The sequence below is a fragment of the Streptomyces sp. NPDC127117 genome, assembly GCF_042677325.1.
GTDB lineage: Bacteria > Actinomycetota > Actinomycetes > Streptomycetales > Streptomycetaceae > Streptomyces.
Genome location: NZ_JBHXTM010000032.1, coordinates 47,264 through 70,108, shown reverse-complemented (window position 1 = coordinate 70,108; position 22,845 = coordinate 47,264). Strand labels below are relative to the sequence as shown.

Genomic DNA, 22,845 nt, shown 5'->3' with positions numbered 1-22,845 from the left:
CGATGACCGAGGCGCAGGAAACCGAGCACGGCGGGCCGTCCGTGCCGCAGACCCGCACCGCACGCCACCGCCGGATCGTGGACATCCTGAACCGGCAGCCGGTGCGCTCGCAGAGCCAGCTGGCCAAGCTCCTCGCCGACGACGGGCTGAGCGTCACCCAGGCGACGCTCTCCCGCGATCTGGACGAGCTGGGCGCGGTGAAGATCCGCAACACCGGCGGCGAGCTGATCTACGCGGTGCCGAGCGAGGGCGGATTCCGCACCCCGCAGGCCCCGCTGGGCGGGTCCGCGAAGGAGGAGCGGATGCGGCGGCTCTCCGCCGAACTGCTCATCTCGGCGGAGGCGTCGGCCAACCTCGTGGTGCTGCGCACCCCGCCAGGCGCGGCCCAGTTCCTCGCCTCGGCCATCGACCAGGCCGAACTGCACGACATCCTCGGCACCATCGCGGGTGACGACACCCTGATGCTGATCAGCCGCGACCCGGCGGGCGGCCAGGCGCTCGCCGACCATCTGCTGCGGCTCGCGCAGAACGAGCGCTGAGCGGACCGGTGCCGGCCGGACCGAGTCAGTAGCGGGTGATCGCCGTCGGGCCCGACCTGGTCCCGATCGCGATGTGCGGTCGGCGGACCGGGTCCACCCAGTCGAGGATCCGGTCCATCGCGGCCGCCGGTACGGAGACGCAACCGGCGGTCGCGCCACGCCCGTTGACGTGGAGGAAGATCCCGGCGCCGCGGCCGCGCACCGGCCGTTCGTAGTTGAACCCGATGACCAGCGCGCGGGCGTACTGCGTCGGATAGTCGATCAGGTGCTCCGCCTCGCCCGCCCGGCAGTCCGCGGGCCGTGGCTCCACCCAGCGGTTGTAGGCCCGCGCCGCGTTGTCCTGGCACCACCACGACCGGGCGTTGACCCGGCGGTAGGGATGGACGGTGCCGGGCGGGGCGGGCTTGTTCCCGAAGGCGTACGGCAGGTCGTACAGGCCGGTGGGGGTGGTGTCGGTGCTCTGCTTGCGCGACGCCCCCTCGGCCAGGCCCCTGGCACCGAAGCGGGCGGGGGCGGACCCGGCCTTCACCCAGGTGCCCCGGCGCAGGGTCCACCAGGTGACGGTGCCGGTGCTGGAGCCCTTGGCCGGGGCCTCGGCCGTGATCAGCTGGGTGCCGCCGCCGGTGTCGGCCAGCCGGGCCGGGAGCGGCGGCGCGGCGGCGGGCCGGGCCGCGACGGAGCCCGCCAGCGCGAGCAGTACCGAGAGGGTCACCAGGGATCTGCGCATGCCCGGACGGTAGGCCCTCCCGCGGGGCGCCACCCGCGGATCTGCTCCGTACGGCTCAATGCCGGTCCGCCTCTCAGCGGTCCGCCGGTTCCTGGTCCGCCCGGGGCATGGCCGGCAGCGGGAGGGGCAGCCCCGGGAGGGCCGGTTCCCGGTCCGCCCGGGGCATGGCCGGCAGCGGGAGGGGCAGCCCCGGGAGCCCGTCGATGCTCGTCGCGATGTACTCCTTCTTCTCGAAGTAGGCGCCGAGCGAGGCGTCGTCCTCGCGGGCGAAGCGCCGGGCGTGCAGCGACCGGTCCTCGTCGTACGACATGAACGGCACCCCGTAGCCGCAGGTGTCCCGGATCAGGTCGGCCCGCACCACGATGACGGCGCGCAGCCCGTGGAGAGCGGGATCCACGTCCGGGAAGTGGGCCAGCAGCGGGCCGAACCGGGGGTCGTCACGGAAGACCGGCTCGCCGCGGCCGTGCACCCGCACGATGTTCGGCGGCCCCTGGAAGGCGCACCACATCAGCGTGATCCGGCCGTTCTCGCGGAGATGGGCGACGGTCTCGGCATTGCTGCCCGCGAAGTCCAGATAGGCCACGGTCAGCTCGTCGATGACGGCGAACGAACCGCTGACGCCCTTGGGGGAGAGGTTGACCGTGCCCTCGCCGTCCAGGGGCGCCGTCGCCGTGAAGAAGATGTGCTGCTCTTCGATGAAGGTTCTGATCCGCCCGTCGATGCGTTCATAAGTTTTCCCCATGGCTGTCATTGTCGTCGCCGATTCCGGTGCCGACGAGGTGATTTCAGCCCGTGGGACACCCGGGTGTCCGGCAGGGGACGATGCATAGCTTTGACAAAACATACGAAGGTCTGCATAGTTATACCCATCGCTCGGGCGGCGCGACGGCGCAGCGTGACCTCGTCCGACCCCCGGTAGTTACGTCACCGCCTCTCCGGCCCTCCGTGCGGGGAGGCGGTCGCACACCCATCACCCTGTTCTTCCGAGGAGCACGCAGTGAGCAACGGCAACGGCAACAGCGACGTACGCCTCTGGGGCGCCCGCTTCGCCGACGGTCCGGCCGAGGCACTGGCCAAGCTGTCCGCCTCCGTCCACTTCGACTGGCGGCTCGCGCCGTACGACATCGCCGGTTCCCGCGCCCACGCGCGTGTTCTGAACAAGGCGGGTCTGCTCACCGAGGACGAGCTGAGCCGCATGACCGCCGGCCTCGACCAGCTCGAAGCCGATGTCGCCGACGGCTCCTTCACCGGCACCATCGCCGACGAGGACGTCCACACCGCGCTGGAGCGCGGGCTGCTGGAACGCCTCGGCCCCGACCTCGGCGGCAAGCTGCGGGCCGGCCGGTCCCGCAACGACCAGATCGCCACGCTCTTCCGGATGTACCTGCGCGACCACGCCCGGGTCATCGGCGGCCTGATCGCCGACCTCCAGGGCGCGCTGGTGGGCCTCGCCGAGGCCCACCCGGACGTCGCGATGCCCGGCCGTACGCACCTCCAGCACGCCCAGCCGGTGCTCTTCGCCCACCACGTCCTGGCCCATGTGCAGTCCCTGTCCCGGGACGCCGAGCGGCTGCGCCAGTGGGACGAGCGGACCGCCGTCTCGCCGTACGGCTCCGGCGCCCTCGCCGGTTCGTCCCTCGGCCTCGACCCGGAGGCGGTCGCCGCCGACCTCGGCTTCGAGCACGGCTCCGTCGCCAACTCCATCGACGGAACGGCCTCCCGCGACTTCGTCGCCGAGTTCGCCTTCATCACCGCGATGATCGGCGTGAACCTCTCCCGGATCGCGGAGGAGGTCATCATCTGGAACACGAAGGAGTTCTCCTTCGTCACCCTGCACGACGCCTTCTCCACCGGCTCCTCGATCATGCCGCAGAAGAAGAACCCGGACATCGCCGAGCTGGCCCGCGGCAAGTCCGGCCGGCTGATCGGCAACCTGACCGGCCTGATGGCCACCCTGAAGGCGCTCCCGCTCGCGTACAACCGCGACCTCCAGGAGGACAAGGAGCCGGTCTTCGACTCCTGCGACCAGCTGGAAGTCCTGCTGCCCGCCTTCACCGGCATGATGGCCACCCTCACCGTCAACCGCGAGCGCATGGAGGAGCTGGCCCCGGCCGGCTTCTCCCTCGCCACCGACATCGCCGAATGGCTGGTCAGGCAGGGCGTGCCGTTCCGGGTCGCCCACGAGGTCGCCGGTGAGTGCGTCAAGGAGTGCGAGCAGCACGGCATCGAGCTCGACGAGCTGACCGACGAGCAGTTCGCCAAGATCTCCGAGCACCTCACCCCCGAGGTCCGCACGGTCCTCGATGTGGCGGGCGCGCTCGCCTCCCGCAGCGGCCGCGGCGGTACGGCCCCGTCGGCCGTGGCCGTCCAGCTCGCCGAGGTGAAGTCCGACCTCGCCGCCCAGCAGGCATGGGCCACCGCGAAGAACTGACCGCGGACCGGAACGGCGGGGTGGGGGGGGTGGTAAGCTACGAACCCCGCCCTCCGGTTTCCGTGGGCTGGGTTACGTTGACGTGGAGCGCACCCGACCGAGGAGGAGTTCCACGATGCCTTTCGCCCGGCTGGCCACAGCGACGACTCCGACCGCCCACATCGGGCTCGGCCTTGCGGCGGTCGGCAGACCCGGCTACATCAAGCTCCACCGCGACCGCGATCTGCCCGACGACCGCAGCGTCGAGGCGATGCGCGCCCGCACCCACGAACTGCTCGACGCCGCCTACGCACAGGGCGTCCGTTACTTCGACGCGGCCCGCTCCTACGGCCGCTCGGAGGAGTTCCTGGCCGACTGGCTGACGGCCCACCCCGAGGTGGACGATGTCGTCATCGGCAGCAAATGGGGCTACACCTACACGGCCGCCTGGAGCATCGAGGCCGAGGCGCACGAGGTCAAGGACCACAGCCTCGCCACCTTCCTGCGGCAGCGGGCCGAGACCGACGCGCTGCTCGGCGACCGCCTCGACCTCTACCAGATCCACTCGGTCACCGCCGACAGCCCGGCCCTCACCGACAAGGAGCTGCACGAACGGCTGGCCGCGCTCGCCGCCGAAGGGGTCAGCGTCGGCCTCTCCACCAGCGGGCCCGCCCAGGCCGACGCGATCCGGGCCGCCCTCACCGTCACCGTGGACGGCGAGCCGCTCTTCCGCACCGTCCAGGCCACCTACAACGCCCTGGAGACCTCGGCCGGGGCGGCGCTCGCCGAGGCCCACGCGGCCGGACTCACCGTGATCGTCAAGGAGGCCATGGCCAATGGGCGGCTCGCCGGGACGGAGGCCCCCGCCGTGGTCCAGGAGATCGCCGCCGACGCCGGGCTCGGCAGCGACGCGGTCGCCCTCGCCCTGGTGCTGCGCCGGCCCTGGGCCGGGGTGGTGCTCTCCGGCGCGGCGACCGTCGGCCAGCTCGCCGGAAACCTGCACGCGGCCGTCGTCGATCTCGACGAGGAGCAGCGCGCTCGGCTCGACGCGCTGGTGGAGGAGCCCGAGGCCTACTGGCGGCACCGCGCCGGACTGCGCTGGAGCTGACCGGGGAGCGGTGTGGGCCGTCCGTCACATCGGCGGGGTTCCGTACGTCAGTGCTGTGACGGAACACGACGGAGGTATGTGGCTGTGGACGGACATGAGTTCCTGGCGGAGCGCTTCGAGGAGAACCGGAGCCGGCTGAAAGCCGTGGCCTACCGGATGCTCGGCTCGACCAGCGAGGCGGAGGACGCCGTCCAGGAGGCATGGATCCGGCTCGGCCGTTGTGACGACCGGGCGATCGAGAACCTGGGCGGCTGGCTGACGACAGTCGTCGGACGGGTGTGCCTGGACATGCTCCGCTCACGCCGCTCCCGCCGCGAGGAGCCCCTCGGCCACGGGGCGCCCGAGGAGCCCGTCCCCGGCCCGGACCTCGGCTGCCGGCCGGAGACCGACCCCGAGCAGCAGGCGCTGATGGCCGACTCGGTCGGTCTGGCGATGCTTGTCGTGCTCGAAACGCTCGACCCCGCCGAGCGGCTCGCCTTCGTGCTGCACGACATGTTCGCCGTGCCGTTCGACGAGATCGCCGGTGTCGTGGACCGCACCCCGGCGGCGGCCCGGCAGCTCGCCAGCCGGGCGCGGCGCCGGGTGCAGGGCGCGGACCCGGTTCCGGACCCGGATCTCGCCCGCAGGCGCGAGGTCGTCAACGCCTTCCTGGCCGCCGCCCGGGACGGTGAATTCGAGGCCCTTCTGGCCGTGCTCGATCCGGACGTGGTGGTGCGCTCCGGCATCGGCGCCGGCGGTGCCGGAGCGCCGGGCCTGGTACGGGGCGCGGCGGCCGTGGCCCGTCAGGCGATGATGTTCGCGCCGTTCACGCGGTCGTACCGGCGGGCCCTGGCCGACGGGGAACCGGCCGTCATCTCGACGCGCGAGGGCCACCGGTTCTCGGTCATGATCTTCACGGTGAGCCGGGACAGGATCGTCGAGATGTCCGTGATCAATGACCCGTGCCACCTTCCCGGCCTCGATCTGACGGTCCTCAACGGCTGACGGGGCCGACGAGGGCTGAGACGTTTGTGTCTCATGTGGTCTACAATTGTCTCATGAGTCTCGACCGTGAGCAGGTGCTTCGCAGCGCCGCCGCTCTGCTGACCCGCAAATCGACCGCCACCATGGACGAGGTCGCCAAAGCCGCAGGCATCGGACGCGCCACCCTGCACCGGCACTTCGCCGGGCGGGACGCCCTGGTCAGAGCGTTGGAGAACCTGGGCATCCAGGAGTTCGAAGCGGCTCTGGACGCCGCCGCCCTCGACGAGGGCGGCGCGCCGGAGGCGCTGCGCCGGCTCGTCGCGGCCGTCGAGCCGAGCGCCGGACTGCTCTCCTTCCTCGTCACCGAGAACCAGCTCTTCGAGGGCGAAGAGGTGAACGAGGGCTGGAGCCGACTCGACGCCCGGGTCTCCGCCCTGTTCAGACGGGGCCAGGAGCGCGGTGAATTCCGCATCGACCTCACCCCCGCCTGGCTGACCGAGGCCTTCTACGGGCTCGTCTCCAGCGGCGCCTGGGCCGTCCAGGACGGCCGGGTCGCGAGCCAGGACTTCCAGTACATGATCGTCGAGTTGCTGCTCGGCGGCGCACGCCGGAGCGTGGAGCAATGAGCCGTATCGAACAGCGCGTCGAATCCCCGGAAGAGCTGCACCGTTCCGGGCGGTGGATCGCTCTGTCCGTGCTCGTCCTCGCGGTGCTGCTCGTGGCGATCGACGCCACCGTCCTCGGCCTCGCGACCCCGTTCCTCAGCGAGGACCTCGAACCGACCGGCACCCAGCTCCTGTGGATCGGCGACGTCTACTCCTTCGTCATCGCCGGACTCCTGGTCTCGATGGGCAGCCTCGGCGACCGCATCGGCCGCAAGAAGCTGCTGCTGTGCGGTGCGACGGCGTTCGGAGCGGTCTCCGTGCTCAACGCCTACGCGCACACCCCCGAGATGATGATCCTGGCACGGGCGCTGCTCGGTGTCGCGGGCGCCACCCTGATGCCGTCCACCCTCGCCCTGATCCGGAACCTCTTCCACGACCCGCGCGAGCGTAGCCTCGCCATCGGGATCTGGGGCGCGATGGCCTCCGCCGGGGCGGCCGTCGGCCCCGTGGTCGGCGGACTGCTGCTGGAGCACTTCTGGTGGGGCTCGGTCTTCCTGATCAACCTGCCGGTCATGGCGGTCCTCGTGGTCATCGGCGCGAAGATGATCCCCGAGTCGAGGAACCCGGCCCACGGCCCCTGGGACCTGGCCAGCGTCGCGCTCTCCTTCATCGGCATGATCGGCGTCGTGTACGCCATCAAGGAGCTGGCGGCGCACGGCCCGAGCCTGTGGACCATCGCCGCGGGCATCGGTGGTGTGCTCGCGCTCTGCTGGTTCGTACGCAGGCAACTCACGCTGCCCGCACCCCTGCTGGACATGCGGCTCTTCCACCACCGGGGCTTCTCCGGTGCCGTCCTCGCCGACCTGCTGACCATCCTCGGCCTGTCCGGACTGGTCTTCTTCCTCTCCCAGTTCCTCCAACTGGTCCAGGGGCGCGGGCCGCTGGAGGCCGGTCTCGCCGAACTGCCCGCGGCGGTCGGCGCGGTCGTCGCCGGTCTGATCGCGGGCCGGGCGGCCCGCCGCTTCTCGGTGCGCTCGGTGGTGACCGGCGGCCTCGCGGCGATCGGCCTGGCGCTCGCCGCGGTCACCCTGATCCACAAGGAGACCGCCTACCCGCTGCTCGGCGCGGTGCTGCTGGTCGTCGGCGTGGGCGCGGGCCTCGCCTTCACCGTCACCTCCGACGTGATCCTCTCCAGCGTCCCGAAGGAGCAGGCGGGCTCCGCCGGAGCGGTCTCCGAGACGGCGTACGAACTCGGCGCTGCCCTCGGTATCGCCCTGCTCGGCTCCATCGTCACCGGCGTCTACCAGAAGTTCGACACACCCCACGGCGTCCCGCCGGGCCCCGCGGCCGCGGCCCACGAATCGCTGGGCGGCGCCGTCGAGGCGGCCCACGGTCTGCCGGCCCAGCAGGGGCAGGCGCTGGTCTCCGCGGCGCAGGAGTCGTTCGTCGAGGGGCTGGGGTTCGCCGCGGGCGTCGGCGCAACGGTCCTGCTGGCGACGGCCGTCGCCGCCTGGTTCCTGCTGCGCGGCCAGAAGCTGGAGGACGGCATCGTGCACCAGTAGCCGCCCCGGCCCGGAAGGACCGGGCCACGACGGCACGCGGAAGGGCCCGTACCCACCCCCGGGGGTACGGGCCCTTCCACATGTCCTGGTGCGCGCCGCTGCGCGCACCGGCGCCGGCTCAGGCGGCCTTGGCCTTCGTGGCGTACATGTCGACGTACTCCTGACCGGACAGCCGCATCACCTCGGCCATCACCGAGTCGGTCACCGCCCGCAGCACATAGCGGTCGCGGTCCATGCCCTCGTACCGGGAGAATTCCATCGGCTCACCGAAGCGGACCGTCACCTTGCCGGGACGCGGCAGGCCCGCCCCGCCGGGCTGCAGCTTGTCCGTGCCGATCATCGCGAACGGCACCACCGGCGCGCCCGTCATCAGCGTCAGCCGGGCGATGCCCGTACGGCCCCGGTACAGACGGCCGTCGGGGGAGCGGGTGCCCTCGGGGTAGATGGCGAACGCCTTGCCCTCCTCCAGCACCCGACGGCCCGTCATCAGCGCCGCGACACCGCCGCGCCCGCCGTCCCGGTCCACCGGGATCATGCCGCAGCCGGTGAAGAACCAGGCCATCGCCCGGCCCTTGAGCCCCTTGCCCGTCACGTACTCGTCCTTGCCGATGTAGTACACCGGCCGGTCGCAGCAGATGGGCATGATCATCGAGTCGATGAACGTCAGATGGTTGCCCGCGAGGATCACCGGACCGTCCCCGGGGATGTTCTCCACACCCTCGACCTGGGGGCGGAACATGAGGCGCAAGATCGGTCCGAGCACTGCCTTGATGAGTGCGTGTCGGGACAACGGTTCCTCCGGTGTAGTGGCCGGGCCGGCCGAGGTGCGGGATCGTGACGGTCCATGCAGGTGAGGACGATACTCGCGGGTGCGCGCAGATCGCACATCGGGTTCACGGAGCGGATACGTGGCGTTGACGTGAGTTTCCGCCATGTTCGTCCAGGGGCTGCCTCCATGACGGTACTGCTGCCTACGCTCGGGCCTCGCCCGACAGGTGCCAGACATCACACGCGAGGAGCATTCATGACTGAGCGCGCGCAGGCCGGCCCCGGCCGCAGGACCATGCTGGGAGCCGGAGCCGCGGTACTGGGCACCGCCGCCATCGGACTGGCGGGCGGCCCGGCCGACGCCGCGGGCAACACCGCCGGGAAGGACTCCGGACGGCACGGCGGCCACGGCTTCCGCCTCGACCTGCCGGTGCCCACCGTCATCGGACACCGCGGCACCAGCGGCTACCGGCCCGAGCACACCCTCGGCTCCTACCAGCTGGCCCTCGACATGGGCGCGCACATAGTCGAGCAGGACCTCGTGCCGACCCGGGACGGCCATCTCGTATGCCGCCACGAGAACGACATCACCGCCACCACCGATGTCGCCGACCACCCCGAGTTCGCGAGCCGCAGGACCACCAAGAAGGTCGACGGCGTCTCCCTCACCGGCTGGTTCACCGAGGACTTCACCCTCGCCGAGCTGAAGACCCTGCGGGCCAAGGAGCGCATCCCCGGTACCCGTCAGAAGAACACGCTCTACGACGGCCGCTGGGAGATCCCCACCTTCGAGGAGGTGCTCCGCTGGGCCGACCGCGAGGGCCGCAGACGCCAGAAGCCCGTCTGGCTGTACGTCGAGACCAAGCACCCCACCTACTTCCGCGGCCTCGGCCTCGGTCTGGAGGAGCCGCTCGCCAAGCTGCTGCGCCGGTACAACCGGCACCGCGAGCAGGCGCCGCTCATCCTCCAGTCCTTCGAACCCGGCAGCATCCAGCGGCTGGCCCGGCTCGTCGCCACCCCGCGCGTCGTACTGCTCTCCGGCGCGGGCGAGCGCCCCTGGGACTTCGTGACCTCCGGCGACCCGCGCACCGTCGCGGACCTGGTGAAGCCCGAGGGCCTGAAGTGGATGGCCTCCTTCGCCCAGGGCATCGGCCCCACCCTGGACCTGGTCATCCCCAAGGACTCCTCGGGGCGGCTCACCGCACCGACCACCCTGGTGAAGGACGCACACGCACAGGGCCTGGTCCTGCACCCCTACACCATGCGCAACGAGAACAGCTTCCTGCCCGCCGACTTCCGGCGCGGCACGGACCCCAACGCCTACGGTGACGCGTTCGGCGCGTTCCAGGCGTACTTCGCGACGGGCATCGACGGAATCTTCTCCGACAACCCGGACACCGCCCTGCTCGCCGCGGCGGACCACAACGCGAAGTGACACCCGCGTCAGCACCCGGCCGGGGCGTGCCCCGGTCGGGTGGTGCTCGCCGGGTACGGCAACCGGCCGCCGCCACGGGCGCGTCGGCCGGGGCATGACCCTTCTCGATCTTGCTCCCGCAGCACCCGCTCCCGCCCCCGTGACCGTCGTACAAGCCCTGTACCCGCTGGTGAGCGCCGAGGCCGGGGCCGAGGCGGCCGCCTCGATGACGGGGGCGGCGGTCGAACCGGCCGACCTCGAACAGGCCGTCTGGCTGCGGCTGCTGGAGCGGCTCGCGGGGGAGGGGCCACCGGTGGACCCGGCCCGCTGGGTACGGGACGCGGTACGGGCGGAGGCCCGCAGGGCCCGCCGCACCACCCGGCACGAACGCCCCTACCGTGACGAGACCGCCGCGGATCCGGCCGGCTGCCCCGAGCGTCTCGCCCTCGGAGCCGACGAACGGCGGGCGCTGCGCGCGGCGGTGGACCGGCTGCCCGGCAGGTGCGCCCGGCTGATGGCCGCGATGCTCGCCCCCGGCGATCCCACCTACCGGGAAATCGCAGGGAAGTTGGGTATGTCACAGGGGAGTTTGGGCCCGATCCGTTCCCGTTGCCTTGGATGTCTGCGCAGAATGCTCGCGGCGGAGGTTGCTGCTCCTGAACTGCGGGGAAAGGAGCGTTAGACAACCGGTGGATCAGGTGGGCGGAGGCATGCGCGGATGGGCATGAGCGTGATCATCTCGGCGGCGACGGCACAGGACGCCGAACAGATCTTGAAACTCCAGTACCTCTGCTTCCAGAGCGAGGCGGAGCTGTACGGGAACTACCGGATCGACCCGCTCGTCCAGACCCTCGAATCGCTGCACGCCGAGATCGCCACGAATCTGGTGTTCGTGGCGCGGCTGGGTGACGAGGTCGTCGGATCGGTCCGGGGGGCCGTCGGCGAGGACGGCGTGGGGGAGATCGGCAGGCTCTGCGTCCACCCCCGGCTCCAGGGGCACGGACTCGGCGCCCGGCTGCTGCGGGCGGCGGAGGCGGGGCTCACCGACGAGCGGTCGGCCACCCTGTTCCGGCTGCACACCGGCCATCGCAGCGAGAACAATCTGCGGCTCTACCGGCGGGCGGGTTACGCACCCGTGGGCAACGAGACCGGCCGGGACGGCGTTCTGATGATCCTGCTGGAGAAGGACGCCACGAAACCGGCGTACGTCGCCAGCGCGTAGGAGCCGTGCGGCCGGCGCTCAGGAGCTACGCGGTCCTGGCCCGGCGCAGCCACATCATCCCGGTGACCGGCAGGATCACCGGGATGAACAGGTATCCCATGCCGAAGTCGGACCAGACGGTGGCGTCCGCGAACGCCGAGGGCTCCGCCATCGTCCAGGTCCCGACGACCAGCACGCCCAGCAGCTCCGCGGCGCAGCACACCAGCGCGGTCCTGCGCGCCTTCTCGCCGCCACGCACCAGCGAGTACGTGATGAACCCGTACACCAGCGCGGCGACGGCCGACAGCACATAGGCGAGCGGTGCCTTGCCGAAGTCCAGGATCATCTGGACGATCGAGCGGGAGGCGGCCGCGACGGTGAACACCCCGTAGAACCAGACCAGTACCCGGCCGGGGCCCGTGCCGAGGTCGAAGGACTGCTTCTCGCCGGTGGCCGCCGAGGGGGTGTGATCGGTCTCGGTCACGGTCAGTTTCCCCAGATGTCGTAGAGCCGTACTTCGAGGACGGCCAGCACGACCGCGCCCGCCGCCACCGTCACCGAACCCCACCGGGTCCGCTCGGTCAGCGACAGGAAACCCGCCGCGGGCACCGCGAGGAAGGCCCCGATCAGATACGCGATGAAGATCGTCATGCCCTGCTCGGGCCGTTCGCCCCGGGACAGCTGCACGATGCCCACCACCAGCTGCGCCAGCGCCAGCAGCGAGACCACGGCCATCCCGATGAAGTGCCAGTCCTTGGTCGGCTGGTCCCGGTACGCGGCGAATCCGCACCAGGCGGCGAGGGCGAGCGCGGTCACGGCGACCGCGACCGTCAGGGCGACAAGCATGGAGTGAGGGTATTACGGAACAAACGGCCCCCTGCGTGCGCCCCCCGCCCCCGCTCCCGGCGGGTCACGGACCGGGCCGGCGACCGGGGCGGGGGCCGTGGCCTTTGCCACAGCCCAGCACCGTTGCGGGCCGGCCGCGGATGCCGCCGCCGATCACCCCTCCGCGCCCTCTCCGTCGTATCGGCGCAGGTCAAAGACGAGCAGGCGGGAATCGGGAGAACCGGCCGGGCCGTCTCATGACACCATCCACGACTGTCCGCTATTCGGACAGCAGGGTCGGGTGGAACGTTACGTCTGTTTTACTTGGCCCATGACCACGACGAGCAACCGCATCCTTGCGACCGAGGCGATCACGACGCCCGGTGCTCGTTGTATGTGTCGAATGCGCACCTTCTGAGGGCCCCCGCCCGATCCTCGCGCCCCGAAGCGAGACCGAGCCCGAGCCGTCCGCATCCAGCGGAACGAGCCTGCCCCAGCACCGCTGCCCGGCCACCCGCCGCCCCGAGCCGTGCCGAGACCCCAGCTTGGAACGTCCGACCGAAACGTCCAAACAGTCTCATCAGACGAATGCCCCGTGCCCGGCGGACACCGCGCCGCGCACTCGACAGTGACGGAAACCCCTGTGATCACCACTTCGGGCCTCACGAAGGTCTACCAGTCACGCGGCCGTGAGGTCACCGCCCTGGACGGCGTCGACCTGCACGTCCGCGAGGGCGAGGTGCACGGCGTCATCGGACAGAGCGGCGCCGGCAAGTCCTCCCTGATCCGCTGCATCAACCTCCTGGAGCGCCCCACCTCGGGCACCGTGACCGTGGCCGGCCAGGACCTCACCGCACTCGCCGGACGCGGCCGCCGGGCAGGCAGGGAACTGCGCGAGGCGCGCAGCCGCATCGGCATGGTCTTCCAGCACTTCAACCTGCTGGCCTCCCGCACCGTCCAGGCCAACGTCGAACTCCCGCTGGAGATCCTCGGCGTCCCGGGCCGGGACCGCTCCCGCAAGGCCCTCGAACTCCTCGACCTGGTCGGCCTCGCCGACAAGGCCAGGGCCTACCCGGGCCAGCTCTCCGGCGGCCAGAAGCAGCGCGTCGGCATCGCCCGCGCCCTCGCCGGGGATCCCAAGGTCCTGCTCTCCGACGAGGCCACCTCGGCCCTCGACCCCGAGACCACCCGCTCCATCCTCCAGCTGCTGCGCGACCTCAACCAGCAGCTCGGCCTGACCGTTCTGCTCATCACGCACGAGATGGACGTCGTCAAGACGATCTGCGACTCCGCCGCGCTGATGCAGAAGGGCCGCATCGTCGAGTCCGGCACCGTCGGCGAACTGCTCGCCACCCCCGGCTCCGAACTGGCCCACGAGCTGTTCCCCGTCGGCGGCGCGGCCACCGGCCCCGGCAGCACGGTCGTCGACGTCACCTTCCACGGCGACGCGGCCGGCCGGCCGGTGATCTCCCAGCTCTCCCGTACGTACAACATCGACATCTCGATCCTGGGCGCCGCGATGGACACCGTCGGCGGCAAGCAGATCGGCCGGATGCGCATCGAGCTGCCCGGCCGCTTCGAGGAGAACGTCGTCCCGATCGGCTTCCTGCGCGAGCAGGGCCTCCAGGCGGAGGTCGTGGAGAACGACGGCCCCGCCATCCCCGTACAGACCCCCGCCCCGCTCACCAAGGAGGTGGCGAAGTGACCTGGTCCGAAATGCAGCCGCTGCTCACCCAGGGGACCATCGACACCCTCTACATGGTGCTCTGGTCAACGGTCGTCACCGTGCTCGTGGGGCTGCCGCTCGGCGTCCTGCTGGTCCTCACCGACAAGGGCGGACTGCTCCAGAACACCCCGGTGAACAAGGTCATCGGCGTGATCGTGAACATCGGCCGCTCGCTGCCGTTCATCATCCTGCTGATCGCCCTGATCCCCTTCACCACCTGGGTCGTCGGCACCTTCATCGGCCCGTCCGCGATGATCGTGCCGCTCTCCGTCGGCGCCATCCCCTTCTTCGCCCGGCTCGTCGAGACCGCCGTCCGCGAGGTCGACCACGGGCTCGTCGAGGCCGTCCAGTCGATGGGCGGATCCATCCCGACGATCGTCCGCAAGGTGCTCCTGCCGCAATCGCTGCCCTCGCTCGTCTCCGGTGTCACCACCACCGTCATCGTGCTCATCGGCTACTCCGCGATGGCCGGCGCGGTCGGCGGCGAAGGGCTCGGCTCCAAGGCCGTCACCTACGGATTCCAGCGCTTCGACAACCGGTTCATGCTCATCACCGTCGCGCTGCTGATCGTCATCGTGACCGTGATCCAGCTGATCGGCGACGGCGCCGTACGCCTGCTGGCCCGCCGCGGGCGCACCACCACCTGAGACTTCCACTCCGCTCACAAGCCCGAACTCCTTGTCCGGGCGCACCACCATCACCACCGGAAAGAGGCACTCTTCGTGCGTAAGAACATCAAGATCACCGCGGCTGCCGCCGCCACCGCCGCCCTCGCCTTCGGCCTCACCGCCTGCGGCACCTCGTCCGACCCGGACACCAAGAGCGGGACCGGCGCCAAGGCCGACACCTCCAAGGCGCTCGTCGTCGCCGCGTCCCCGACGCCGCACGCCGACATCCTGGGCTTCGTCGAGAAGAACCTGGCGAAGAAGGCGGGCCTCAAGCTGGAGGTCAAGGAGTTCACGGACTACGTCCTGCCGAACACCGCCACCGAGACCGGCCAGGTCGACGCCAACTTCTTCCAGCACCAGCCGTACCTGGACGACTTCAACAAGAAGAACAACACCCACCTGGTCTCCGTCGGCACCGTCCACCTGGAGCCGCTCGGTCTCTACTCCAAGAAGGTCAAGGACCTCAAGGACATCAAGGCCGGCCAGACCGTCGCCGTCCCCAACGACACCACCAACGAGGGCCGCGCCCTCCAGCTGCTCGCCGAGAACGGCCTCATCACCCTCAAGGACGGCGTCGGCACCAGCGCCAAGCTGAGCGACATCACCGACAAGAAGGGCCTGGAGTTCAAGGAGCTGGAGGCCGCCACCGTGCCCCGCGCCCTGGACGACGTCGACGCCGCCGTCATCAACGGCAACTATGCGATCGAGGCCGACCTCAAGCCCGCCAAGGACTCCCTGGTGCTGGAGAAGGCCGACGGCAACCCCTACGCCAACATCATCGCCGTGAAGAAGGGCAACGAGAAGGACGCCCGCGTCCAGAAGCTCGTGAAGCTCCTGCACTCCGACGAGGTCAAGAAGTTCATCGAGGACACCTACCAGGGCTCCGTCGTCCCGGCCTTCGGTACCGCCGCCAAGTCCTGACACCCGCACGGCATTTGTCCGACGAGCCCCGCGCACCCCACCCAGGGGGTCGCGGGGCTCCGCCGTGCGGACCCGCCCATGCGCACCACCGCCCCGATGCTGCATGCTGTGCCTTTAACGGTCTTCGGTATGGAGCTGCGCATGACTTCCACCTTTCCGGACATCTCCATCAGCACGGATCGGTTGGTGCTGCGCCCCTTCGACATGGCGGACATCCCCGCGTACATCGAGATGATGAACGACGAACTCGTCGTCGCCTGGACCGAGGCCCCGTACCCCTACACCCAGGTCGACGCCGAACGCTGGGTCCGCAGGATCGCCCCCGCCCAGCGCACCGGCGGTGACGGCATCGTTCTCGCCGTCACCGAATTCCTCACCCAGCGCCTGGTCGGCTCGGTCCGGCTCCGCAACACCGACTGGCGCACCCGCGCCACCGAGGCCGCCTACATCACCGCCCCCTGGGCCCGCGGCGAGGGATACGCCACCGAGTCCGTACTGGCACTGGCCCAGTGGCTCTTCCGCGACCAGGGCTTCGAGCGCATCGAGCTGCGCACCGCCGCGGACAACACCGCCTCGCAACAGGTCGCCCAGAAGCTCGGCTGCATCAGCGAGGGGGTGCTGCGCAACGCCCGGATAGCGCGGACCCGGACCGAGAACGGCACGGACGGCGGCTGGACCGACATCAGGACCGACCTGATCGTCTGGGGCCTGCTCCCCGAAGACCTCGAAGGCGTCGCCGAGCAGCTCGCCGACGCCGGCGGCTACGGCGCCTACAACGACTGGAACTGACCCCGCGAAGGGGCCCCGACACCGCGTCGGCACGGACCGGGTACTCTCACCCTGCCCGACCCTCACCACCATCCCCACCTGCGACAACTCCAGGAGACTGACGACAGATGGCCGATCGGGTCACCGTGATCGGCTGGGACGGCTCGCCACTGACCGGAGCGGCCACGGCCGCCCTCTCGGCCGCCACGCTCGTCGCCGGAGCCGCCCACCACCTCGCACTTCCCGAAGTCCCGGCGAACGCCGAACGCATCCGCCTGGGCTCCATCGACCTCGCCGCCCGCCGGATCGCCGGCCACCGGGGCAGCGCCGTGGTCCTCGCCGACGGGGATCCCGGCTTCTTCGGAGTCGTACGCAACCTCCGCGCACCCGAACACGGCCTGGAGGTCGAGGTGGTCCCGGCCGTGTCCTCGGTCGCCGCCGCCTTCGCCCGCGCGGGCATGCCCTGGGAGGACGCCCGGACGGTCGTCGCCCACCCACGCACCCTGCGCCGCGCCGTGAACGTCTGCCGCGCCCACCACAAGGTCGCCGTCCTCACCTCGCCCGGCGCGGGCCCCACCGAACTCGCCCTGCTCCTCGAAGGCGTCCACCGCACCTTCGTCATCTGCGAGGAGCTCGGCACCAGCCGCGAACAGGTCACCGTCGTCACCTCCGAGAAGGCCGCCGACCACGTCTGGCGCGACCCCAACGTGGTCATCGTCATCGGCGGCGGCCCCGAACCGCAGGCCGCCGGCGCCTGGCTCGCGGGCGGCCTCCCCGCCCACCCCCATGACGTACGAGGCTGGGGACTGCCCGCCGAGGCGTACGCGGCCGAGGCCACCGGGTCCGGTGCGGAGAGCGGCGAGGGCGAGTCCCCTGGGCTGCGCGCCGCCCAGTTGGCCCGCCTGGGCCCCCGCACCGGCGACCTCCTGTGGGACATCGGCTCCGGCAGCGGGGCCTTGGCCGTGGAGGCGGCCCGCTTCGGCGCGGCGGTCCTGGCGGTCGACAGCGACCCGGCCGCCTGCGCCCGGACCGCGGCGGCGGCGCGGGCGTTCGGCGTTCAGCTCCAGGTCGTCGAGGGCCGGGCCCCGCATGTACTGGAACGGCTGCCGGAACCCGATGTCGTACGGATCGGGGGCGGCGGGGTGCCCGTCGTCACCGCCGTCACCGAACGGCGGCCGGAACGCATCGTGACCCATGCCTCGACCCGGGACGAGGCCGAGGCGCTCGGCGCCGCCCTGAGCGGAAACGGATATACGGTCCGCTGCTCGCTCCTCCAGTCCGTCGAACTCGACACGGCAGCATGGTCGGAGCGCGAGCGCTCGGTCGTGTTTCTCCTGTCGGCGCTGCGTTCCGACCTCGCCCCGTGACCCGGTCGGCGTACAGCGGGAGGTAGGCTGGCCGATCGTTGTACCGCGCCCGTACGTTCGTCGCTTCGTTCGTCAATGTCCGGAAAAGGGGACCGTTTTGGCCCCCGTTGTGGTACGGCAGAACCGGGGGATGCGCGACGTGGCGCAGTCCACAGCGGGCCGTGGCGAAATGAGCTGCCGCGGCGGCGAACGGCCGCGAGAATGCAGTATGTCCGCGACCGATTCGTGCCGCGCGGCGAGCCCGCTCGTTCTTGTTGACGAGCGCCGGCGTGCCGTGTTCGGGCGTCCCGGGCGAAGGGCCGAAGGAGCACTGACGATGGGCGAGGGGTACGCATGAGTGACACCGGCCAGATCCCGGTCGAGGGACTGCCGGAGAACGCAGGCACGGTGGAGCAGCCGGGCGTCGCCGCCCCGGACGCCTACACCTACCTCGCTCCCTCCGAGCATGTCTCCGAGGACGACGACCTCCTCCTGATGCCCAGCCCGCAGGGAGCCTGGAGCGACCCGCAGGCCGTACCGCCCCCGGGCCAGTACCCCGAGGGCGTCGCCGCCCAGGCCCCGCTGCCCGGACAGGTCGCCTACCAGGCCCAGCCCTATGCCCAGGCGGCAGGCGAGACCCCGGCACAGCCCCAGGGCCCCGTCCAGGTCCAGGTGCAGGAGCCCGTCCAGGCCCAGGCCGCGGAGGCTTACGTCGCTCAGCAGTCGGTGGCGGAGCAAATGCCCGGGACCGGCCAGGGGACCCATGAGTCCGGTGGCCGCGACTCCGGTTCGGTCGACCTGACGGGCGTACGCATCCCGTCGCCCACCCCGGCCCCCGCTCCGGCCGCCCAGACCCAGACACCGGTGCGCCGGCCGCTGCACCGCGGCCCGGCCGTGCCCGACGGCACGCCGTCCTACGGCGGAACGCCGACCGGCGGGGTCGTGCGTTCGCTCGCCGACCGCGGACCCGCGGGCGCGCCCCAGGCGCAGGCCCGGACCCAGGCCCCCGCACGCCACTCCGGGCCGCCGACCACCGGCCCGGAGCACTTCGAGCTGCCGGGTGACGACGCGTCGGCCCTGCCGGGCCCGCAGCTCGGCGAGATCCTGCCGCAGGGCGGCAGCCCGTGGGGGGCCCAGGCCCCGCAGCCGGAGGCCGCACCCGTGGCAGCAGAATCGGTCGTTCCGGAGCAGGCCGCCCCGGAGCAGGCCGCCCCGGAGCAGGCCGTTTCGGAACCGACCGTTTCGGAGCCCGTCGCAGAACCCGTCGCCGAGCCGGTGCCGGTTCCGACGCCCGAGGCGCAGCCGGTCCAGGCCGCCCCGGTCGCGGCACCGGAGCCCGTGGCCGCCCCCGTCGCCGAACCGGTACCGGCCGCGGTCGAGACGCCCGCCGAGATCCCGGCCGAGATCCCCGCCGAAGCGATCGCGCCGCAGGACAACGCGGAAGCCGTAGCCATGGGCCGGTTCGTGCCCGTGGAGGGCTCGGTGCCGACGACTCCGCACCTGGCCCCGACCCCCGTGGCCGAGGAGAGCGCCGCCCCGGCCCCCGCAACCGAGCCCGAGGCCGAGGTGCCGGCAGAGCCGGAGCCCGAGCGCGTGCCGATCGCCATGGGGCCCGTGGGGTCGGTGGAGCCCGTCGCGGCCGAGGCCGTCGTGGAGCCTTCCGAGCCGGTCGAGCCCGCCGGGATCGCCGTGGCCCCCGAGGCCGAGGTTCCGACGGTGTCCGAGCCGGAGCCCGAGCAGGGCCCCGAGGTCATCGAGACCCCGGACATCACGCCCCTCGCGGACACCGCGGAGGCCGTACCCGTCGCGGAGACCGGCCCGGTGGATTCCGCACAGCCCGAAGCGCAGCCCGAAGCCCTGCCCGTCGAGGCCCTGCCCGCCGAAGGCCTGGCTCAGGAGCCCGCCGGGGCGGCCCCGGCCCCTGAGCCGGAAACCGCTGAAGCCGCTGAAACCGCTGAAGCCGCTGAAACCGAGGCCCCGGAAGCGCTGGACGCCTCCGACGCCCCCGAGGCGTCCGAGTCCGAAGAGGCCGCGGTTCCCGCCGGCCCGCCGGCCCCCGGCTACGACGACGCCGAGCGCGAGGCGGTGCTCCGCGTCATGCGTGAGCGCCGTGACATCCGTAACGGCTTCCGCAGCGACCCCATCCCGCACGAGGTTCTGCTCCGCGTCCTCGAAGCCGCGCACACGGCGCCCAGCGTCGGCCACTCGCAGCCCTGGGACTTCGTCGTCATCCGCTCGGCGGAGACCCGCCGCTCCATGCACGAACTGGCACAGCGTCAGCGCGACGCCTACGCCAAGTCGCTGCCCAAGGGCCGGGCCAAGCAGTTCAAGGAACTGAAGATCGAGGCCATCCTCGACACTCCGGTGAACATCGTCGTCACCGCCGACCCCACCCGTGGCGGCCGCCACACCCTCGGCCGGCACACCCAGCCGCAGATGGCCCCGTACTCCTCCGCGCTCGCCGTCGAGAACCTGTGGCTCGCCGCGCGCGCCGAGGGACTCGGTGTCGGCTGGGTCAGCTTCTTCGACGAGCGCGAGATGGTCCGGGCCCTCGGCCTGCCGGAGCACCTCGAAGTCGTGGCGTACCTGTGCGTCGGCTACGTCGACGAGTTCCCCGAGGAGCCCGAGCTGATGCAGGCGGGCTGGTCCAAGCGCCGCCCGCTGTCCTGGGTCGTCCACGAGGAGACCTACGGCCGCCGCGCCCTGCCCGGCGAGGAGCCGCACGACCTGCTGCAGGAGACCATCTCCAACATCCGCCCGCTGGACGCCAAGGCGCTCGGCGAGGCGTGGGAACGCCAGAAGCGGATGACCAAGCCCGCCGGCGCGCTCGGCATGCTGGAGATCATCTCCGCCCAGCTGTCCGGGCTCTCCCGGATGTGCCCGCCGCCGATCCCGGAGCCCGCGGCCGTCGCGATCTTCGCGGGCGACCACGGGGTGCACGCCCAGGGCGTCACGGCCTGGCCGCAGGAGGTCACCGGCCAGATGGTCGCCAACTTCCTCGGCGGCGGCGCGGTCTGCAACGCGTTCGCGGCCCAGGTCGGCGCCGAGGTGTGCGTGGTCGACGTCGGCGTGGCCATGGAGCTGCCCGCCACACCCGGCCTGCTGCCCCGCAAGGTGCGCGCCGGAACGGCCGACTTCACCACCGGCCCCGCGCTCACCCGCGAGGAGGTGCTCGCCGCGATCGAGGTCGGCATCGAGACCGCCCGCGATCTGGTCGCGGCAGGCAACAAGGGCCTGCTCACCGGCGAGATGGGCATCGCCAACACCACGGCGTCGGCCGCGCTGATCTGCGTGTACACGGGCCTTGACCCGGCCGAGGTGACCGGTCGCGGCACCGGCATCAACGACGAGATGCACGCCCGCAAGGTCGACGTCGTACGCCGGGCCCTCGAACTGCACCAGCCCGACCCGGCCGACCCGATCGGCGTCCTCGCCGCGGTCGGCGGCCTGGAGCACGCCGCGATGGCGGGCTTCCTGCTGGGCGGCGCCTCGCTCCGTACGCCCGTCATCCTGGACGGCGTCAGCGCGGGTGCCGCGGCCCTGGTCGCGCGGGCGATCGCCCCCGAGGCCCTCGCCGCCTGCATCGCGGGCCACCGCAGCGCCGAACCCGGCCATGTCGCCGCCCTCAACAAGCTGGGCCTGCGCCCGCTGGTCGACCTCGACCTCCGCCTCGGCGAGGGCACCGGTGCGCTGCTGGCGCTGCCGATCGTGCAGAGCGCGGCGCGGGCGATGCACGAAGTGGCGACGTTCGACTCGGCAGGCGTCACCGAGAAGTAGTACGCGGCCACGGCCGACCCGGCCCGGCGCCATGCGCGCCGGGCCGGGTACGTGGTTTCCCGCAGGGGCCACGATTTCGGGCGGGGCAGCTCCCGCCCGCGCTCCGGCGCACCCCGTATCGTGGACCCACGCCCACAAAACCGCACGTCACAGCCGCTCCACGTCGCAGCGGCCCGCACACCGCACCGCACGAGGAGTCCGCACCGCCATGGCCGAGCACGCCGATCACCCCGCGTACCCCGTCGGACTGCGCCTGAGCGGGCGCCGCGTCGTCGTCGTCGGCGGCGGCCAGGTCGCGCAGCGCCGCCTCCCCGCGCTCATCGCGGCCGGCGCCGACATCACCCTCGTATCGCCGTCCGCGACCCCGGCCGTCGAGGCGATGGCCGACGCCGGTGAGATCCACTGGGAGCGCCGCGGGTACGAGGACGGGGACCTGGGCGACACCTGGTACGCGCTCATCGCCTCCGACGACGACGCCGCGAACGACGCCGCGTCCGCCGAGGCCGAGCGCACCCGCACCTGGTGCGTGCGCAGCGACAACGCCGATGTGGCGACCGCCTGGACCCCGGCGACCGGCCGAAGCGAGGGCGTGACCGTCGCCGTCCTGTCCACCGACGCCCAGGGCCGCGACCCGCGCCACTCCGCCGCCGTCCGCGACGCCATCGTCGAGGGGCTGCGCGACGGCACGCTCGCCGCCCCGCACCACCGCACCCGGCCCGCCCCCGGGGTCTCCCTGGTCGGCGGCGGCCCCGGCGACCCCGACCTGATCACTGTGCGCGGCCGTCGCCTCCTCGCCGAGGCCGACGTCGTCATCGCCGACCGGCTCGGCCCGCGCGACCTGCTCGACGAACTGCCGCCGCACGTCGAGGTGATCGACGCGTCGAAGATCCCGTACGGCCGCTTCATGGCGCAGGAGACGATCAATCAGGCGCTCATCGAGCACGCCAAGGCCGGCAAGGCCGTCGTACGGCTCAAGGGCGGCGATCCGTTCGTCTTCGGCCGGGGCATGGAGGAGGCGCAGGCGCTCGCCGCCGAGGGCATCCCGTGCACTGTCGTCCCCGGCATCTCCAGCTCGATCTCCGTGCCCGGCGCGGCCGGAATCCCCGTCACCCACCGCGGGGTCGCCCATGAGTTCACCGTCGTCAGCGGCCATGTCGCCCCCGGCGACGAGCGCTCGCTGGTCGACTGGCCGGCGATCGCCCGGCTGCGCGGCACCCTGGTCCTGCTGATGGCCGTCGACAAGATCGGCGCCATCGCCGAGGCCCTCGTCGCCCACGGCAAGTCCCCGGACACCCCGGTCGCCCTGGTTCAGGAGGGCACCACCGCGGCCCAGCGGCGCGTCGACGCGACCCTGGCGACCGTCGCCGAACGGGCCGCCGCCGAGGACGTACGGCCCCCCGCGGTCATCGTCATCGGCGACGTCGTCGCGGTCGGCACCGGCGCCGCACCGTGCCCCGCCGAGTAGCCGGCCCGGACCCCGCCCGCACCCCCACCGAGTAACCAGCGGTAACGGATCT

The 22,845-nt window shown here is 71.9% G+C and carries 20 protein-coding genes and 1 pseudogene; 16 read left to right on the top strand and 5 right to left on the bottom strand.

All coding sequences use genetic code 11. The features are described from left to right. Nucleotides 1-2 precede the first annotated feature (2 nt). A complete protein-coding gene (locus ACFVH0_RS26090; protein ID WP_093541137.1) occupies nt 3-539 on the top strand; it encodes an arginine repressor in 537 nt (178 codons plus the stop codon). Between the two features lie 25 nt (nt 540-564). Here the strand turns inward: ACFVH0_RS26090 and ACFVH0_RS26085 are convergent, their stop codons facing one another. Together ACFVH0_RS26085 and ACFVH0_RS26080 are read right to left on the bottom strand one after the other, a co-directional pair. Continuing rightward, nucleotides 565-1,266: a L,D-transpeptidase gene (locus tag ACFVH0_RS26085; protein ID WP_385823881.1), complete on the bottom strand. Its 702-nt coding sequence runs from the start codon at nt 1,264-1,266 to the stop codon at nt 565-567. Nucleotides 1,267-1,435: 169 nt separating this feature from the next. Further along, nucleotides 1,436-2,008, bottom strand: a pseudogene (locus ACFVH0_RS26080) (pyridoxamine 5'-phosphate oxidase family protein); the annotation flags it as partial. Nucleotides 2,009-2,263: 255 nt separating this feature from the next. Between ACFVH0_RS26080 and argH the strand changes: the two are divergent. The 5 genes from argH (at nt 2,264) to ACFVH0_RS26055 (ending at nt 7,914) form a co-directional block, all read left to right on the top strand. Then, the gene (gene argH / locus ACFVH0_RS26075) at nt 2,264-3,697 is read left to right on the top strand and encodes an argininosuccinate lyase (RefSeq protein WP_385823879.1); all 1,434 of its coding nucleotides are present in this window, start codon (nt 2,264-2,266) and stop codon (nt 3,695-3,697) included. 115 nt (nt 3,698-3,812) lie between these two features. Then, complete coding sequence (locus ACFVH0_RS26070) at nt 3,813-4,784, top strand: aldo/keto reductase (protein ID WP_385823877.1); 972 nt, start codon at nt 3,813-3,815, stop codon at nt 4,782-4,784. 84 nt (nt 4,785-4,868) lie between these two features. Continuing rightward, the gene (locus tag ACFVH0_RS26065; protein ID WP_385823875.1) at nt 4,869-5,768 is read left to right on the top strand and encodes a sigma-70 family RNA polymerase sigma factor; all 900 of its coding nucleotides are present in this window, start codon (nt 4,869-4,871) and stop codon (nt 5,766-5,768) included. A gap of 53 nt (nt 5,769-5,821) precedes the next feature. Then, a complete protein-coding gene (locus tag ACFVH0_RS26060) occupies nt 5,822-6,373 on the top strand; it encodes a TetR/AcrR family transcriptional regulator (RefSeq protein WP_259930964.1) in 552 nt (183 codons plus the stop codon). After that, nucleotides 6,370-7,914 carry an MFS transporter gene (locus ACFVH0_RS26055; protein WP_385823872.1) on the top strand — a complete coding sequence of 515 codons (1,545 nt, stop codon included), beginning with the start codon at nt 6,370-6,372 and terminating at the stop codon, nt 7,912-7,914. The genes ACFVH0_RS26060 and ACFVH0_RS26055 overlap by 4 nt, the downstream gene beginning before the upstream one ends. 118 nt (nt 7,915-8,032) lie before the next feature. Here the strand turns inward: ACFVH0_RS26055 and ACFVH0_RS26050 are convergent, their stop codons facing one another. After that, the gene (locus tag ACFVH0_RS26050; protein WP_266917157.1) at nt 8,033-8,704 is read right to left on the bottom strand and encodes a 1-acyl-sn-glycerol-3-phosphate acyltransferase; all 672 of its coding nucleotides are present in this window, start codon (nt 8,702-8,704) and stop codon (nt 8,033-8,035) included. Between the two features lie 234 nt (nt 8,705-8,938). On the opposite strand from ACFVH0_RS26050, the gene ACFVH0_RS26045 reads away from it, so the two are divergent. The 3 genes from ACFVH0_RS26045 to ACFVH0_RS26035 all read left to right on the top strand — a co-directional run bounded on the left by ACFVH0_RS26045 (nt 8,939) and on the right by ACFVH0_RS26035 (nt 11,318). After that, a complete protein-coding gene (locus ACFVH0_RS26045) occupies nt 8,939-10,117 on the top strand; it encodes a glycerophosphodiester phosphodiesterase (RefSeq protein WP_385823869.1) in 1,179 nt (392 codons plus the stop codon). Between the two features lie 94 nt (nt 10,118-10,211). After that, the gene (locus tag ACFVH0_RS26040) at nt 10,212-10,778 is read left to right on the top strand and encodes a sigma-70 family RNA polymerase sigma factor (protein ID WP_385823867.1); all 567 of its coding nucleotides are present in this window, start codon (nt 10,212-10,214) and stop codon (nt 10,776-10,778) included. Nucleotides 10,779-10,814: 36 nt separating this feature from the next. Beyond that, nucleotides 10,815-11,318, top strand: coding sequence for a GNAT family N-acetyltransferase (locus ACFVH0_RS26035; RefSeq protein ID WP_385823866.1), 504 nt, complete (start codon nt 10,815-10,817; stop codon nt 11,316-11,318). Nucleotides 11,319-11,343: 25 nt separating this feature from the next. Here the strand turns inward: ACFVH0_RS26035 and ACFVH0_RS26030 are convergent, their stop codons facing one another. Both ACFVH0_RS26030 and ACFVH0_RS26025 read right to left on the bottom strand, forming a co-directional pair. Continuing rightward, a complete protein-coding gene (locus ACFVH0_RS26030) occupies nt 11,344-11,781 on the bottom strand; it encodes a hypothetical protein (protein ID WP_385823864.1) in 438 nt (145 codons plus the stop codon). 2 nt (nt 11,782-11,783) lie between these two features. Then, entirely contained in the window at nt 11,784-12,143 is a 360-nt protein-coding gene (locus tag ACFVH0_RS26025; RefSeq protein ID WP_124718793.1) for a hypothetical protein, read from the bottom strand. Between the two features lie 622 nt (nt 12,144-12,765). On the opposite strand from ACFVH0_RS26025, the gene ACFVH0_RS26020 reads away from it, so the two are divergent. The 7 genes from ACFVH0_RS26020 to cobA all read left to right on the top strand — a co-directional run bounded on the left by ACFVH0_RS26020 (nt 12,766) and on the right by cobA (nt 22,793). Beyond that, nucleotides 12,766-13,827, top strand: coding sequence for a methionine ABC transporter ATP-binding protein (locus ACFVH0_RS26020; protein ID WP_385823862.1), 1,062 nt, complete (start codon nt 12,766-12,768; stop codon nt 13,825-13,827). Further along, a complete protein-coding gene (locus ACFVH0_RS26015) occupies nt 13,824-14,495 on the top strand; it encodes a methionine ABC transporter permease (RefSeq protein ID WP_259930970.1) in 672 nt (223 codons plus the stop codon). Before ACFVH0_RS26020 ends, ACFVH0_RS26015 begins: the two co-directional genes overlap by 4 nt. A 75-nt stretch (nt 14,496-14,570) precedes the next feature. Further along, complete coding sequence (locus tag ACFVH0_RS26010; RefSeq protein ID WP_385823860.1) at nt 14,571-15,437, top strand: MetQ/NlpA family ABC transporter substrate-binding protein; 867 nt, start codon at nt 14,571-14,573, stop codon at nt 15,435-15,437. 141 nt (nt 15,438-15,578) lie between these two features. Beyond that, nucleotides 15,579-16,226 carry a GNAT family N-acetyltransferase gene (locus ACFVH0_RS26005; protein ID WP_266691901.1) on the top strand — a complete coding sequence of 216 codons (648 nt, stop codon included), beginning with the start codon at nt 15,579-15,581 and terminating at the stop codon, nt 16,224-16,226. 107 nt (nt 16,227-16,333) lie between these two features. Continuing rightward, a complete protein-coding gene (gene cbiE, locus ACFVH0_RS26000) occupies nt 16,334-17,572 on the top strand; it encodes a precorrin-6y C5,15-methyltransferase (decarboxylating) subunit CbiE (protein WP_385823857.1) in 1,239 nt (412 codons plus the stop codon). Between the two features lie 333 nt (nt 17,573-17,905). Further along, a complete protein-coding gene (gene cobT / locus ACFVH0_RS25995; RefSeq protein ID WP_385823855.1) occupies nt 17,906-21,328 on the top strand; it encodes a nicotinate-nucleotide--dimethylbenzimidazole phosphoribosyltransferase in 3,423 nt (1,140 codons plus the stop codon). Nucleotides 21,329-21,536: 208 nt separating this feature from the next. Beyond that, nucleotides 21,537-22,793: a uroporphyrinogen-III C-methyltransferase gene (cobA, locus tag ACFVH0_RS25990; RefSeq protein WP_385823853.1), complete on the top strand. Its 1,257-nt coding sequence runs from the start codon at nt 21,537-21,539 to the stop codon at nt 22,791-22,793. The last annotated feature ends 52 nt before the right edge of the window (nt 22,794-22,845 follow it).